Annotated in this window: 15 protein-coding genes; 9 read left to right on the top strand and 6 right to left on the bottom strand. The window is 73.2% G+C overall.

Translation table 11 applies throughout. The features are described 5' to 3' along the window. Nucleotides 1-74: 74 nt before the first annotated feature. Entirely contained in the window at nucleotides 75-719 is a 645-nt protein-coding gene (locus SCK26_RS20795) for a hypothetical protein (protein WP_318202806.1), read from the top strand. 26 nt (nucleotides 720-745) lie between these two features. Next, entirely contained in the window at nucleotides 746-1849 is a 1104-nt protein-coding gene (locus SCK26_RS20790) for a GNAT family N-acetyltransferase (protein ID WP_318202805.1), read from the top strand. An 18-nt stretch (nucleotides 1850-1867) separates the two neighbouring features. On the opposite strand, the gene SCK26_RS20785 is transcribed toward SCK26_RS20790, so the two are convergent. Both SCK26_RS20785 and SCK26_RS20780 read right to left on the bottom strand, forming a co-directional pair. Beyond that, nucleotides 1868-2143, bottom strand: a complete 276-nt coding sequence (locus SCK26_RS20785) for a DUF4031 domain-containing protein (protein ID WP_318202804.1) — start codon at nucleotides 2141-2143, stop codon at nucleotides 1868-1870. Further along, nucleotides 2140-2523, bottom strand: a complete 384-nt coding sequence (locus SCK26_RS20780) for a hypothetical protein (RefSeq protein ID WP_318202803.1) — start codon at nucleotides 2521-2523, stop codon at nucleotides 2140-2142. The genes SCK26_RS20785 and SCK26_RS20780 overlap by 4 nt, the downstream gene beginning before the upstream one ends. 57 nt (nucleotides 2524-2580) lie before the next feature. On the opposite strand from SCK26_RS20780, the gene SCK26_RS20775 reads away from it, so the two are divergent. Together SCK26_RS20775 and murQ are read left to right on the top strand one after the other, a co-directional pair. After that, nucleotides 2581-3486 (top strand): MurR/RpiR family transcriptional regulator, encoded by a 906-nt coding sequence (locus SCK26_RS20775; protein WP_318202802.1) that lies wholly within the window; start codon nucleotides 2581-2583, stop codon nucleotides 3484-3486. Nucleotides 3487-3532: 46 nt separating this feature from the next. Continuing rightward, a complete protein-coding gene (gene murQ, locus SCK26_RS20770; protein ID WP_318202801.1) occupies nucleotides 3533-4456 on the top strand; it encodes an N-acetylmuramic acid 6-phosphate etherase in 924 nt (307 codons plus the stop codon). A 44-nt stretch (nucleotides 4457-4500) separates the two neighbouring features. Here murQ and SCK26_RS20765 read toward each other — a convergent pair whose 3' ends face one another. Then, nucleotides 4501-5187 (bottom strand): class I SAM-dependent methyltransferase, encoded by a 687-nt coding sequence (locus tag SCK26_RS20765; RefSeq protein WP_318202800.1) that lies wholly within the window; start codon nucleotides 5185-5187, stop codon nucleotides 4501-4503. An 88-nt stretch (nucleotides 5188-5275) separates the two neighbouring features. On the opposite strand from SCK26_RS20765, the gene SCK26_RS20760 reads away from it, so the two are divergent. Continuing rightward, nucleotides 5276-5848 carry a hypothetical protein gene (locus tag SCK26_RS20760; protein WP_318202799.1) on the top strand — a complete coding sequence of 191 codons (573 nt, stop codon included), beginning with the start codon at nucleotides 5276-5278 and terminating at the stop codon, nucleotides 5846-5848. A gap of 7 nt (nucleotides 5849-5855) precedes the next feature. Here the strand turns inward: SCK26_RS20760 and SCK26_RS20755 are convergent, their stop codons facing one another. Then, entirely contained in the window at nucleotides 5856-6983 is a 1128-nt protein-coding gene (locus SCK26_RS20755) for an NADH:flavin oxidoreductase (protein ID WP_318202798.1), read from the bottom strand. Between the two features lie 215 nt (nucleotides 6984-7198). Between SCK26_RS20755 and SCK26_RS20750 the strand changes: the two genes are divergently transcribed. The 4 genes from SCK26_RS20750 to SCK26_RS20735 are packed head-to-tail and all read left to right on the top strand — an operon-like array spanning nucleotide 7199 to nucleotide 11743. Continuing rightward, complete coding sequence (locus SCK26_RS20750) at nucleotides 7199-8572, top strand: nucleotide sugar dehydrogenase (protein ID WP_318202797.1); 1374 nt, start codon at nucleotides 7199-7201, stop codon at nucleotides 8570-8572. A gap of 59 nt (nucleotides 8573-8631) precedes the next feature. Next, nucleotides 8632-10044, top strand: coding sequence for a glycosyltransferase (locus SCK26_RS20745; RefSeq protein ID WP_318206058.1), 1413 nt, complete (start codon nucleotides 8632-8634; stop codon nucleotides 10042-10044). Continuing rightward, on the top strand, nucleotides 10041-10199 hold the full coding sequence (locus SCK26_RS20740; RefSeq protein ID WP_318202796.1) for a hypothetical protein: 159 nt from the start codon (nucleotides 10041-10043) through the stop codon (nucleotides 10197-10199). Before SCK26_RS20745 ends, SCK26_RS20740 begins: the two co-directional genes overlap by 4 nt. Next, nucleotides 10196-11743: a polysaccharide deacetylase family protein gene (locus tag SCK26_RS20735; RefSeq protein ID WP_318202795.1), complete on the top strand. Its 1548-nt coding sequence runs from the start codon at nucleotides 10196-10198 to the stop codon at nucleotides 11741-11743. Before SCK26_RS20740 ends, SCK26_RS20735 begins: the two co-directional genes overlap by 4 nt. Nucleotides 11744-11838: 95 nt before the next feature. Here the strand turns inward: SCK26_RS20735 and groL are convergent, their stop codons facing one another. Both groL and SCK26_RS20725 read right to left on the bottom strand, forming a co-directional pair. Continuing rightward, on the bottom strand, nucleotides 11839-13461 hold the full coding sequence (groL, locus tag SCK26_RS20730; protein ID WP_030779546.1) for a chaperonin GroEL: 1623 nt from the start codon (nucleotides 13459-13461) through the stop codon (nucleotides 11839-11841). A 309-nt stretch (nucleotides 13462-13770) separates the two neighbouring features. Next, the gene (locus SCK26_RS20725; protein WP_004986573.1) at nucleotides 13771-13974 is read right to left on the bottom strand and encodes a cold-shock protein; all 204 of its coding nucleotides are present in this window, start codon (nucleotides 13972-13974) and stop codon (nucleotides 13771-13773) included. Nucleotides 13975-14329 lie beyond the last annotated feature (355 nt).

Below are 14329 nucleotides of genomic sequence, written 5' to 3'. Positions count from 1 at the left end.
GTATGCCGGTCCCCGAGCGCCAGCCGTAAGAACCGGGGCGTACCCGCGGGGCCCGGCGCGGAACAATGGGAGTCATGGCCGACCTCGACGCCCTGCGTCTCCGCTTCGCCCGCGCCCTCAAGGCAGCCCGCGCCCCCGGCGGCGGCCCCGACCCCGCCCCGTACGCCGACAACCTGCTGGCCCGCTGGCAGGAGCCGCAGCGCCGCTACCACACCGTGGCGCACCTCACCGCCGTACTCGACCACGTCGACGTCCTGGAGGGCTACGCCGCCGATCCGGACGTGGTCCGGCTCGCCGCCTGGTTCCACGACGCCGTCTACCTCCCCGAGCGGTCCGAGAACGAGGAGCGGTCCGCGCGGCTGGCCGAGCGCGCCCTGCCGGAGGCCGGCCTGCCGGAGCCGAAGACCGCCGAGGTGGCCCGCCTGGTCCGGCTCACCGTCGGCCACGATCCGGCCGGCGACGACCGCGACGGCCAGGTGCTGTGCGACGCCGACCTCGCGATCCTGGCCGCGCCCCCGTCGGCGTACTCCGCCTACACCGCCCGGATCCGCGAGGAGTACCACTTCGTCCCGAACGACGCCTTCCGCACCGGACGTTCGGCGGTCCTGCGCCAACTCCTCGCCCTGCCGGCGCTGTTCAGCACCCCGTACGGCCGTGACCACTGGGAGGCGGCCGCCCGCCACAACCTCGCCGCCGAGCTGGAAATGCTGTCGACCTGAGCGGAACGGCCGCCTAGGGTGCGGCCATGCGAACGATAAACGGCGATGACGTGACCGAGGCCGTCGCGGGCTGCCTCGCGGCCCTGCGCCCGGCGGTGGACCGCGACTGGACGGCCGTCACGGCCGGGCGGCTGGAGTGGGACTGCCACACCACCGCCGTACACCTCGCCGACGACCTCGTCGCCTACGCCTCCAACCTGGCCGCCCGCGCCCAGGACGCCTACGTCCCCTACGAGCTGAAGCCCGACGAGGGCACCGGCAACGCGGACCTGCTCCAGATCATCGAGGCGACCGGCGGCCTGCTGGCGGCGGTCGTGCGCACCGCTCCGCCCGGGGCGCGCGCCTACCACTCCTATCCGTTCGGCAGCGCCGACCGCGAGGGCTTCGCGGCCATGGGCATCGCCGAGACACTGCTGCACACCCATGACATGACCCAGGGCCTCGGCCTGCCCTACGAGCCTCCCGCGGACCTCGCCGAGTCCGTCCTGACCTGGCTGTTCCCGCACGTCCAGCCGGGCACCGCGCCCTGGCCGACCCTGCTGTGGGCCACCGGCCGCGGCGAGCTGTCCGGCCGCGCCCCGGTCACCGAGTGGCGCTGGCGCAACAATCTGGTCATCCCCGCCGAGCGGATCACCCTGACCGGTCTCCGCCCGGCCGCCGCCCACGATCTGCGCCTCGGCGGCGACGGCGGCTTCGACTGGCTCGGCGGCGAGCCGTACGCGGGCACCCGGGAGGCCGCCGGCTATCTGGTGAAGGCGTACGAAGCGGGCGTGCACCGCCCGGAGTTCGGGGTCTTCGTCCTCGTCCGGCACGAGGACGGCCGCGCGCTCGGCGGTATCGGCTTCCACGGCGCCCCGGACGAGGAGGGCCGGGTGGAGATCGGCTACGACCTCGTCGAGGAGGCCCGCGGCCAGGGCTACGCGACGGAGGCGCTGCGCGCGCTGACCGAGTGGGCGCTGGCCCGCGAGGACGTCGACCTCGCGCTGCTGACCATCGAGCACGGCAACACCGCCTCCCGGCACGTCGCGGAGCGCGCCGGCTTCACCCCGGCGACCGTGGAGGAGGAACGGACGGCCCGCGACGAACACGACATGGGGACCGGGCTCGGACTGTATCTGCGCCGCGCCTGAACGGTGCGGCTCCGGCGCCTAACCGCGGCGCGGCCGCAGTCCCTTGGGGCGGCGCAGGCCCGACTCCCGCAGCAGCCGGACCACGTCCCGGCTGCCGACCTCCACCGCGCCGGCGGCCACCGCGTCCGCGTACCGGTTCGCCGGGAGGTCGTAGTGATCGCCGTCGAAGGCCCGCCGCGGCAGGCTCAACCGGGCGGCGAAGGCGTGCAGTTCGTCGTACGACACGTCGCTGACCAGGTGCGACCACATGCGGCCGTGGCCGGGCCAGTCGGGCGGGTCGACGTAGAGGGTCACGACGAGACCGTTCCGCCGGCGGCCGTGCCGAGCGAGCCCACCGACGCGACCCTCACGCCCGCCTTGTGGCACACCCAGTGCGGGTCGGGGCCCAGTTCCGGTTCCACGTCCAGCGCGTGCGGGTCGCCGGAGCCGCACACCGGGCACAGCGGCCAGCGGCCGTACCGCTCCAGCAGCGCGTCCTGCACGTCCTGGGCGACCAGTCCGGCGACGAAGGCGGCGCCGTCCGGCCACTGCTCGACCCACCAGCGCCGCTGGGCGATGGACTCCTCGACCAGGGACACCACGTCCGCCTCCGCGACATCGCGCGCGACCAGGTCCGCGAGTACCAGGGCGCGGGCCGCGTGCAACGCCTGTTCCAGAGGGCTGATGGGGTCCATGCACCCCATTGTGCGCACTCTTGACCGGGACACCGAACCGAAAATATCTTTCACTACGTGACCCAGGACGTGAAGGAAATTTTCGGCAGTCCGGGCGGCTCGCTCGCCGCGAAGGTGCGCACGCTCGCCCCCTCCATGACCCGGTCCATGCAGCGGGTCGCCGAGGCCGTCGCGAACGACCCGGCCGGCTGCGCCGCCCTGACGGTCACCGGCCTCGCCGAACTGACCGGCACCAGCGAGGCCACCGTCGTGCGCACCGCCCGGCTGCTGGGCTACCCCGGCTACCGGGACCTGCGGCTCGCGCTCGCCGGACTCGCCGCCCAGCAGCAGTCCGGCCGCGCGCCCGCGATCACCACGGACATCGCGGTGGACGACTCCCTGGACGACGTCGTGGCCAAGCTGGCCTACGAGGAGCAGCAGACCCTCGCCGACACGGCCGCCGGGCTCGACACCGGGCAGCTCGGCGCGGCCGTCACCGCGCTGGTCGCGGCCCGGCGCACGGATGTGTACGGCGTGGGGGCGTCCGGGCTGGTCGCCCAGGACCTCACCCAGAAGCTGCTGCGCATAGGTCTCATAGCCCACGCGCACAGCGACCCGCACCTGGCGGTGACCAACGCCGTGCAGCTCCGTTCGGGTGATGTGGCGATCGCGATCACGCACTCCGGGTCGACGGGGGACGTCATCGAGCCGCTGCGGGTCGCCTTCGAGCACGGGGCGACGACGGTGGCCGTCACCGGACGGCCGGACTCGCCGGTCACCCAGTACGCCGACCTCGTGCTGACCACGTCGACCTCACGGGAGACGGAGCTCAGGCCCGCCGCGATGTCCTCCCGGACCAGCCAGTTGCTGGTGGTGGACTGTCTGTTCGTCGGGGTGGCGCAGCGGGCGTACGAGACGGCGGCGCCGGCCCTGGCCGCGTCCTACGAGGCGCTGGCGCACCGGCACCGCAGCGCCTCGCGATAAACCGTAGGGACAGCACGTCCCCCTACCGGAGAGAGCCACCCCCCTCATGACCTCTCACGACCTGCGCAGCCAGCTGGCCTCCCTGACCACCGAGGCCTTCCGGCCCGAGCTGGCCGGCATCGACCAGTTGCCCACCCTGGAGATCGCCCGGCTGATGAACGGCGAGGACGCGGGCGTGCCCGGCGCCGTGGCGGGGCAGTTGCCGCGGATCGCCGCCGCCGTCGACGCCGTGGCCGAGCGCATGGCCCGCGGCGGCCGGCTCGTCTACGCCGGGGCCGGCACCGCCGGTCGGCTGGGGGTGCTGGACGCCTCCGAGTGCCCGCCCACCTTCAACACCGACCCGGACCAGGTGGTGGGGCTGATCGCGGGCGGCCCCGCGGCGATGGTCACCTCAGTGGAGGGCGCGGAGGACTCCGAGGAGCTGGCCCGCCGCGACCTGGACGCGCTGAAGATCACCCCGGAGGACAGCGTGGTCGGCGTCTCCGCCTCCGGCCGCACCCCGTACGCCATCGGCGCCGTGGAGCACGCCCGCGCGGCCGGCGCGCTGACCGTCGGCCTGGCCTGCAACGAGCACAGCGCGCTCGGTGCCGCCGCCGAGCACCGTATCGAGGTGGTCGTGGGTCCGGAGCTGATCACCGGCTCCACCCGGCTGAAGGCGGGCACGGCGCAGAAGCTGGTGCTGAACATGCTGTCGACGATCACGATGATCCGGCTCGGCAAGACGTACGGGAACCTGATGGTCGACGTGCGCGCCTCCAACGCCAAGCTCCGGGCCCGCTCGCACCGGATCGTCGCCCTGGCCACGGGCGCGGGCGACGCCGAGATCGACCAGGCCCTCACGGAGACCGGCGGCGAGGTGAAGCACGCGATCCTGGCCCTGCTGGCCGGAGTCGACGGCCCCACCGCCGCCCGCCTGCTGGAGGAATCGGGCGGTCACCTGCGGGCCGCCCTGACCCGCGCCCCGAACTGACACCCGCCCAGGACACCGCCCCCTCCGCCCCCCCCGGCCACCGGTCACCCACTGCGCCGCGCTCCCGTCGCCGGGGCTCGCCACACCAGGGTGTAGCGCCAGAACAGGCGGCGGCGTGGCCGGGTGCCGGGCAGGACGCGGCGGGCCGTGCGGGAGATGTCGGCGTAGGTCTCTCGCGGGGGCCGGGTGGGGGCCGTCATGGAGGCGGGCCGCCGCGGGGACGGACGGCCGCGGTTCTTCGCCCAGCCCATGAGCAGGTTGAGCGGTACGGCCGCCAGGCCGAGCGCGTGGTCCAGGGGGCCGGACGCCCGCGCGCAGCCGACGACGACCAGCGCCCCGCCGGGCGCGAGCCGGTCCTTCAGGCGGGTGAGGGTCTCGGCGAGCGGGAGGTGGTGCAGCGCGGCGACGCAGGTGATCACGTCGTAGGGCCCGTCGGGCAGTTGGCGGCGGGCGTCGGCGAGGCGGTAGACGACGGGCGCGGTGGCGGGCGTCGATTCCCGGGCGCGGGCCAGGATTTCGGTGTCGGAGTCGAGGGCGTGCACCTCCCGGGCGCGCCCGGCGAGCAGCCGCGCCAGCTCTCCGCTGCCGCAGCCGACGTCCAGCGCGGTGCCGAAGCGGCGCGGCAACTGCCGTAGCAGCCAGGGATGGTAGTGGGCGTTGTGGTCCCAGGGGTGGGCCGCGTGGAAGCGGTGCAGGGCGGCGAGGAGGCGGGCCGTACGGGGCGTCGTCATGGCTCCCCACTCCACCACGCGCCGCCGGACCGGGCGACGGTGCCGGACGGGCCGGGGCACCATGGAGGGGAGGAGGCGACCGACCGATATGAACCACGCCCAGCTCACCGCCCTCGGACGGGCTCTCCGGCTGCTCGGGGAGCACGGCGAGGCCCTGACCGCCGACACACCGGACGCCCGGCTGCACGAGATCAAGGACGATCTGCGGCGCGCCCTGGACCTGCTGGAGGACAGCGTTGCCACGGGCGCGCCCGCCACCCGCTGCCCGGAGCACCCGCAGGGTCCCGTGGACGAGAGCGCGCCGGATCTGTGCCTGCTGTGCGAGACCCGGCGCCGGGCCGCCCGCCGCTCGGAGTACCAGGGCGGCCGCCACCACCCGGCGGAACCCGCTCCCACCGCGCCTTCCCGGTACGGCGTGCGCGGGGAGCGCCCGCAGCCCCAGCAGCGATGGCTGCCGGAGCTGTGGAACGGCCAGGAGTGGCAGCTCTGCGGGACGCCCCGCCGGGACCGGCACGAGGCGGAGGCCTATCTCGCGGCCCAGCGGCGCGGCTCCCGGCCCGCCATGGCGTACCGGCTCGTCCACGAGTTCACCGACTACGAGGTGCTGCGGGTGTGGGGCACGCCGATGCGGGTCGACATCGAGCCGCTGGGCAATCTGTAGCGGTGCCTCAGCTCAGGGTCTTGGCCGCCGAGGCGTCGTACGGCTTCAGCTCGTCGAAGCGGTCGGCGAGGACCTTGGCCGCCCACTCGGGGTCCTGGAGCAGCGCGCGGCCGACGGCCACCAGGTCGAACTCGTCGGCCTCCAGCCGGTCCAGGAGGTTGTCGATGCTCTTGACCGGGGAGCCCTCGCCCTGGAAGGCGTTGATGAAGTCGCCGTCGAGGCCGACCGAGCCGACGGTGATGACCTGCTTGCCGGTGATCTTCTTGGTCCAGCCGGCCAGGTTCAGGTCGGAGCCGTCGAACTCGGGCTGCCAGTAGCGGCGGGTGGAGGCGTGGAAGACGTCGACGCCGGCCTCGGCGAGCGGGGTGAGGACGGCCTCCAGCTCGCCGGGGGTCTCGGCGAGGCGGGCGGTGTAGTCCTGCTGCTTCCACTGCGAGTAGCGGAAGATGACCGGGAACCCGGGCGAGACCGCCGCGCGGACCGCGGCGACTATTTCCGCCGCGAACCGGGTGCGGGCCACCGGGTCGCCGCCGTAGGCGTCGGTGCGGCGGTTGGTGCCGGCCCACAGGAACTGGTCCAGCAGGTAGCCGTGGGCGCCGTGGATCTCCACGCCGTCGAAGCCTGTGCGCTCGGCGTCGGCCGCGGCCCGGGCGAAGGCGCCGACGACGTCGTCGATGTCCTTCTGCGTCATCGCCGTACCGGTGGGCTCGGCGTCCGCGGCGGCCAGGCCGGAGGGGCCGATGGCCGGGGCGTCCGGGTAGGGCCGCTGGCCCTGCTTGCGGACCATGCCGATGTGCCACAGCTGCGGGACGATGGTGCCGCCGGCCGCGTGCACGTCCTCGGCGACCTTCGCCCAGCCCGCCAGCTGCTCCTCGCCGTGGAACCGCGGGACGCGGTCGCTCTCGCCGGCCGACTCGTGGCCCACGTAGGTGCCCTCGGTGACGATGAGGCCGACGCCGGCGGCGGCGCGGCGGGCGTAGTACGAGCGCACGTCCTCGCCGGGGACGCCGCCCGGGGAGAACATCCGGGTCATCGGCGCCATCACGATCCGGTTGGGGACGGTGAGGCCGTTCAGCCGGACGGGGCGGGACAGGACGCGGGCCGCGCGGGAGAGGGCGGGCGTGGTTGCGGTCATGGGGGCTCCTAGCGGGTGGACGGGCTTACCGGCTGGTATGTGCGTGCGCATTGTTGCAGCACCTTAAGTAATGCCTGCACCCCGGCGCCCCATTCCCCGCCCGGCCCGCACGCCCCTGTGAGCCCGGCCACACGCCACCCCCACCCGGGTGAATTGCCCCGCCTCCCCTGTCGCGCCGCCCTGGAGACCGAGCCGCGAGCCTTAAATAACACGGAGTGACTATCACGCAACCCAACACGAGCAGCGGAGTGACCTGGGCGCCCGTCGCCGGGCCCGGGGTCACGCGCTGGACCGACCGCCTCGACGCGGCCGGCGAAACGGATCCCGCCCCTCTGCGGGGACTGACCGTCGCGGTCGTCGGCCTCGGCTACGTCGGCCTGCCCACCGCCCTCGGCCTGCTGGACTCCGGCGCCACCGTCCTCGGCGTCGACATCAGCGCACAGCGGCTGGCCGACATCCGCAGCGGTGACGTCGACCTCCTCCCGGCCCAGCACGCCGCCCTGGCCTGCACCCAGAACACCGGCGACTTCCCGCTCACCACGGACGTCGACGTCCTTCCCCGCGCGGACGCCGTCATCATCTGCGTCCCCACCCCGGTCACCGAGGACCAGCGGCCCGACCTGCGCGCCCTGCGCGCCGCCTGCGCCGCCGTGGTCCAGCGGGCCGTACCGGGCCAGCTGATCGTGCTGACCTCCACCAGCCACGTCGGCACCACCCGGGAACTGCTGCTGACCCCGCTCGCCGAGCGCGGTCTGACGGCCGAGCAGGACGTCCTCGTCGCCTTCTCCCCCGAGCGCATCGACCCGGGCAACGAACGCCACACCCCTCCGACCACCCCGCGGATCGTCGGCGGCGCCGGACCGGTCGGCGCGCGGGCCGCCGCCCTGGTGCTGCGGGCCGCCGCCTCGCGCATCCACGAAGTGCCCGACCCGGAGACCGCCGAGATGGCCAAGCTCTGGGAGAACATCTTCCGCGCGGTGAACATCGCCCTCGCCAACGAGCTGTCGGAGGCCTGTGCGCACCTCGGCCTCGCGCCGGTCGAGGTCATCGACGCCGCCGCCACCAAGCCGTACGGCTTCATGCCGTTCTACCCGGGCCCCGGGGCCGGCGGCCACTGCATCCCCTGCGACCCGTACTACCTGCTGCACCAGCTGCCGCCCGGCGGACCGGCCGCCCCGGTGCTGAGCTGCGCCATGACCGCCCTGCGCGAGCGCCCCGCGCACATCGCCGGACAGGCCGCCGACCGGCTGCGCGCCGACGGCCGCCCGCTCGACGGCGCCCGCGTCCTGGTCCTCGGGGCCGCCTACAAGCCGGGTGTGTCCGACGTCCGCGAGAGCCCCGCGCTCCGGCTGCTCGGGCTGCTCGCCGAACGCGGCGCCGACGCCCACTACAGCGACGGCCACGTGCCGAGCCTGACCGTGGACGGCCGGGAGCTGCGGTCCGTGACGGACCCGCACGAGGAGGCATGGGACCTGGTGATCGTGCACACCGTGCACCCCGACACCGATCTCCGCTGGCTGGACGCGGTCCCGCGGGTGCTGGACACCCGGCACCGCATCCGCCCCGCCACCCCCGCCGCGGTCCGGTGAGCGCCGTACTCGACCCCCTGCCCACGGCGTCCGCCGCGGCCGGTTCCCCCTTGCACCGGCTGCGAGCCCGCCTGGGCGGGGCCCTGGAGAGGATGGCCCCGCGGGAGCGGGCCGCCCTCGTGCGCCTGCTCGGGCTGCTCGCGCTGGTGCCGGTCCTGCTGCTGATCGCCCGGCGCTCGGTCCGGCTGCCGTACGAGCCGAGCCTGATCACCTGCTACGGCCTGGCCGTGCTGACCGGCACCGCCGGCCTGCTCTACCTCGCCTACACCCAGTACGACGACCCGGCGGTGCGCACCCTGCGCCGCCGGGCACCGGGCCACGAGACGTTCCCGCGGTTGCCGCGACGCCCCCGGGTCAGCTTTCTCCTCGCGGTCAAGGACGAGGTCGGCAACGTCGAGGCGTGCGTGCGCTCCATGGCCGCCTCCGACTATCCCGACCTCCGGATCGTGGTCGTCGACGACGGCTCCCGGGACGGCACCGGCGCGGTCCTCGACCGCCTCGCGGACGAACTCGGCATCACCGTCATCCGGCTCGACCGCAACATCGGCAAGAAGGCGGCCCTGGTGCGGGCCTGCGCGCTGGCCGACGGCGACATCCTCGTGTTCACCGACTCCGACTGCGTGCTGGCCCCGGACGCGATCCGGCACTGCGTGACGGCCATGGTCCGCCACCCGGACCTCGGCGCCCTCAGCGGACACTGCCGCGCCCTCAACCCGCACGGCAGCCCGCTGACCCGCGTCCAGGACGTCTGGTACGAGGGCCAGTTCCGGATCGCCAAGGCGGCCGAGGCGGCGTACGGGGCGGTCAGCTGCGTCTCCGGGCCGCTCGCCGCTTTCCGCCGCGAGGCCGTCTACAACTACCTGCCCGCCTGGGCGGAGGACCGGTTCGCGGGCGTCCCGTTCCGGTTCGCCACCGACCGGCAGCTGACCGGGTACGTGCTGGGCCAGGCCTGGCGCGGGCGCGCCCTCAAACAACGGCACGCCGACTCGCCGTTCGTCACCGGGCAGGACCACCCCGAGCGGCGCTGGCTCGTGGGCTACACCAAGTCCGCCCGGGTGTGGACCAACGTGCCCGCGCACTGGCGCCCCTTCCTCCACCAGCAGGTCCGCTGGAAGAAGAGCTTCATCCGCAACCTGTTCTTCACCGGCGGCTTCATGTGGCGCCGGGGCCCGGTCCCGGCCCTGCTGTACTACGGCCACGCCCTGTGGGTGCTGGCCGCACCCGCCCTGGTCTTCCTGCACCTGGTGTGGGCCCCGCTGCACTGGGCGGCCGGGCTCACCGCGCTCTACGTGGCCGGGATGCTGCTCAAGGGCAGCATCTGGGGCCTTGCGTTCCGGTGCGACAACCCGGGTGACCGGCGCTGGCGCTACCGGCCCCTGATGAGCCTGCTCTCCTGCTGTGTCCTGGCCTGGCTGCTGCCGTACGCCGCTCTCACCCTCCGCCGTGGAATCTGGACGAGGACTCCCGCATGAGCATGACCGCCACACCGTCGACGCCGCACCCATCCCGGCGAGGCCGGGTCCGCAGAGGAATCGGCTACGTCTTCCGGCTGACCGGCGCCGTACTCTCCGCCGCCGCCGTGCTCGCCCTCTACTACGTCGTCCTCACCCGCGGAGGCTCTCCGTGACCCGGGACGGCGGGCCCCGTACGACCGGGCCCGGCCGCCGGCTGCGCCGCCACGCGGTACGCGGCACCCTGAGCGCCCTCGCCGCCGTCGTGGTGGCGACACCGTTCGTCGGCGCGTGGAGCTACGACGGCGCCCGGCGCGCGGTGTCCCCCCAGTCCGAGCCACCCGTCGTCGAGACGGACGGGGCGGGCGGAGGGATCGTCAAGGCCCGCGCCGGCGCACCCGTCGTGCTCGCCTACCACGACATCAACCCGGATCCGACCAACGACTACACCCTCACCCCGCGGCAACTGGACGCCCAGCTGGCCGCGCTGGCGGCGGCGGGCTACCGCTCCCTGACCACCGAGGAGTTCACCCGCTACCTGACCACGGGCGCGTCACCGGCGCCGCGCACCGTCTACCTCACCTTCGACGACGGCACCCGGGGCCTGTGGGCGCACGCCGACCAGGTCCTCGCCAGGCACAGGATGCACGCGGCGTCCTTCCTGATCACCGGAGCCGTCGGCACCCACCGCCCCTACTACCTGTCCTGGGCCGAGATCGACCGGATGAAGTCATCCGGGCGCTGGGACTTCCAGGACCACACGCACCTCAGCCACGAGCGGGCGGCCGTCGACGCCGCCGGGCACCAGGGGTCGGTGCTCTCCAACCGGCTCTGGCTGCCGAAGGAGAAGCGGCTGGAGACGGAGAACGAATACCGGCTCCGGGTGCGCGGCGACCTGGACGAGTCGCTGCGGGCGTTCTCCGGCCACCACCTGCCGGCGCCCCGGCTGTTCGCCTACCCGTTCTCCGAGACGGCCGGGCCGACCAACCTCGCCGCCCGGAACACCTCCGTGCTGGAACGGCTGCTGCGGGAACGCTTCACCGCCTCGCTGACCAACGTCTCCTCGCGCCCCCTGCCGGCCGGGCCCCGCGCGGCCGCCGCGCGCCGGGTGGAACGCCTGGAGGTGCTGCGGACGATGTCCACGGACGCCTTCGTGGAGCGGCTGAACGAGCGGATCTGCCGCTCGCCCGCCGAGATTCCCGAGCCGCTGCGCAACCCCGAGCAGTGGCAGTTCCCGGGCAGCCCCTCCGGCACCGGCCTCACGGCGCTGACCGGCACGGGGGCGGCTCAGGGCACGTACGTGTCGGCCGTCCACCTGCCCCTGGGCACGGCGGACTGGAACACCTACCGGGTGACCGCCACCGTCGGCCGGCTGAGCGGCACCGGGACCAGCGCGTCGATCGAGGTCGGCCACGGCAGCCTGCACCCCGTCTCGGTCACCGTCTCGGAGGCGGGTCTGCGGGTGACCGAACGCCCGGCCGGCGGCACCGCACGCGTCACGACCGGCAAGCTCACCCCGGCGGCACGGCACCGGCTGACCCTGGAGGTCTCCCCCGGCGGGGTCCGCGTCACCGTGGACGGCGGCCACGCGGTGGTGGCCCGGGCCACGGAGCACCCCGACCCGGCCCGCACCAGCGGCGGCGTGTCCCTGGCGGTCCGCGACGAGACGGCCGGGACGGCGGCCTGGCCCCGCTTCACGGCCCTCCGCATCGCCCCCTGAACACGTCCCGCGGCAACGCCCGAGGGCGGTACCCCCGGCCAGAAGCCGGGGGTACCGCCCTCGGTGGTGGGACAGGTGATCAACCCTCGGGTCGATCAGAAGTCCATGTCACCGCCCGGCATGCCGCCGCCGGCCGGGGCCGCGGCCTTCTCCGGCTTGTCGGCGATGACGGCCTCGGTGGTGAGGAACAGCGCGGCGATCGACGCGGCGTTCTGCAGCGCGGAGCGCGTCACCTTCGCCGGGTCGATGATGCCCTCGGCGACCAGGTCGACGTACTCGCCGGTCGCGGCGTTCAGGCCGTGGCCCGGGGTCAGGTTGCGCACCTTCTCCACCACGACACCGCCCTCGAGGCCGGCGTTCACGGCGATCTGCTTCAGCGGGGCCTCCAGGGCGATGCGCACGGCGTTGGCGCCGGTCGCCTCGTCACCCTCGAGCTCCAGCTTCTCGAAGACCTGGGAGGCCTGCAGCAGGGCCACACCACCACCGGCGACGATGCCCTCCTCGACGGCGGCCTTCGCGTTGCGGACGGCGTCCTCGATGCGGTGCTTGCGCTCCTTGAGCTCCACCTCGGTGGCAGCACCGGCCTTGATGACGGCCACGCCGCCCGCGAGCTTGGCCAGGCGCTCCTGGAGCTTCTCGCGGTCGTAGTCGGAGTCGCTGTTCTCGATCTCGGCGCGGATCTGGTTGACCCGGCCGTTGACCTGCTCCGAGGAGCCGGCACCGTCGACGATGGTGGTCTCGTCCTTGGTGATGACGACCTTGCGGGCGCGGCCCAGGAGGTCCAGGGTCGCGTTCTCCAGCTTGAGGCCGACCTCCTCGGAGATGACCTCGCCGCCCGTGAGGATGGCGATGTCGCCGAGCATGGCCTTGCGGCGGTCGCCGAAGCCCGGGGCCTTGACGGCGACGGACTTGAAGGTGCCGCGGATCTTGTTGACGACCAGGGTCGACAGGGCCTCGCCCTCGACGTCCTCGGCGATGATCAGCAGCGGCTTGCCCGACTGCATGACCTTCTCCAGCAGCGGGAGCAGGTCCTTGACCGCGGAGATCTTGGAGTTGGCGATGAGGATGTACGGGTCCTCGAGAACCGCCTCCATGCGCTCCATGTCGGTCGCGAAGTAGGCGGAGATGTAGCCCTTGTCGAAGCGCATACCCTCGGTGAGCTCCAGCTCGAGACCGAAGGTGTTGGACTCCTCGACGGTGATGACGCCTTCCTTGCCGACCTTGTCCATGGCCTCGGCGATCAGCTCGCCGATCTGGGTGTCGGCGGCGGAGATGGACGCGGTGGAGGCGATCTGCTCCTTGGTCTCGACGTCCTTCGCCTGCTCCAGCAGGGCGGCGGAGACGGCCTCGACGGCCTTCTCGATACCGCGCTTGAGAGCCATCGGGTTGGCACCGGCGGCGACGTTGCGCAGACCCTCCTTGACCAGGGCCTGGGCCAGCACGGTCGCGGTGGTCGTACCGTCGCCGGCGACGTCGTCCGTCTTCTTGGCGACTTCCTTGACCAGCTCGGCGCCGATCTTCTCGTACGGGTCCTCGAGCTCGATCTCCTTGGCGATGGAGACACCGTCGTTGGTGATCGTGGGCGCGCCCCACTTCTTCTCGAGGACGACGTTGCGGCCCTTGGGGCCGAGCGTCACCTTCACGGCGTCCGCGAGCTGGTTCATGCCGCGCTCGAGGCCGCGCCGCGCCTCCTCGTCGAACGCGATGATCTTGGCCATGTGAAGTGGTCCCTCCAGGACTGGGGGTGATTCCTTCGGACCGCGCCCGCGCCCGCGACGGACGGCTCGCCGGCCTCGTGGTTCCTTGCCCCACCCGGCCTGCGGGCCTCACCGACCCGGTCCTTCGCTGTCACTCTCACCTTCAGAGTGCTAACGCAATGATTAGCACTCGGCATGGTCGAGTGCAAGCGCCCGGCCGGGTGGACGGCGCCCGTCAGCCGCCCGCGAACACCGGAACCGGGGCGCGGCCGGGGGCACGGCGAAGGGCCCGCACCCTCTGTGAGGTGCGGGCCCTTCACGCGAAAACATTCAGGCGGTGACGCGAACCATGTCGGCCTGCGGACCCTTCTGGCCCTGCGAGATCTCGAACTCGACCCGCTGGCCCTCTTCCAGGGTGCGGTAGCCGTCCATCTGAATCGCGCTGTAGTGGACGAAGACGTCCGCACCACCGTCGACCGCGATGAAGCCGTACCCCTTCTCCGCGTTGAACCACTTGACGGTGCCCTGAGCCATGCCTAACTCCCCTATTACTGGCCCTTGCACAGATCCACACTTCGCGGACCCGGGTCAGACCTCACCCCCCAACTGGTCGGGGGCGTGCGCCGGAACGCGTCGACCGCGGCTGAATGTATCTGTCCAACTGCCGTCTGCAACAGGTCAATCGGACGAGAATTCTGGACGTGCGGGGTCCGGAATATGGCGAGAATTCACCCGACTCCAGGGCAAGTCGGGCCCCATAAAAGCCACAAAAGCCGCGCAGAACCCGCACAACTTGGCTACTTCTTATCGGGCGCGCGGCATGAATCCAGGGCTCGCGACCATCGGGCCGCGACCGTGTTCCCCAACTCTACCGCGTTCAATCACGCAG

It is taken from the genome of Streptomyces sp. SCL15-4 (genome assembly GCF_033366695.1).
Classification (GTDB): domain Bacteria; phylum Actinomycetota; class Actinomycetes; order Streptomycetales; family Streptomycetaceae; genus Streptomyces.
This window is presented reverse-complemented; position numbering and strand designations above follow the sequence as displayed.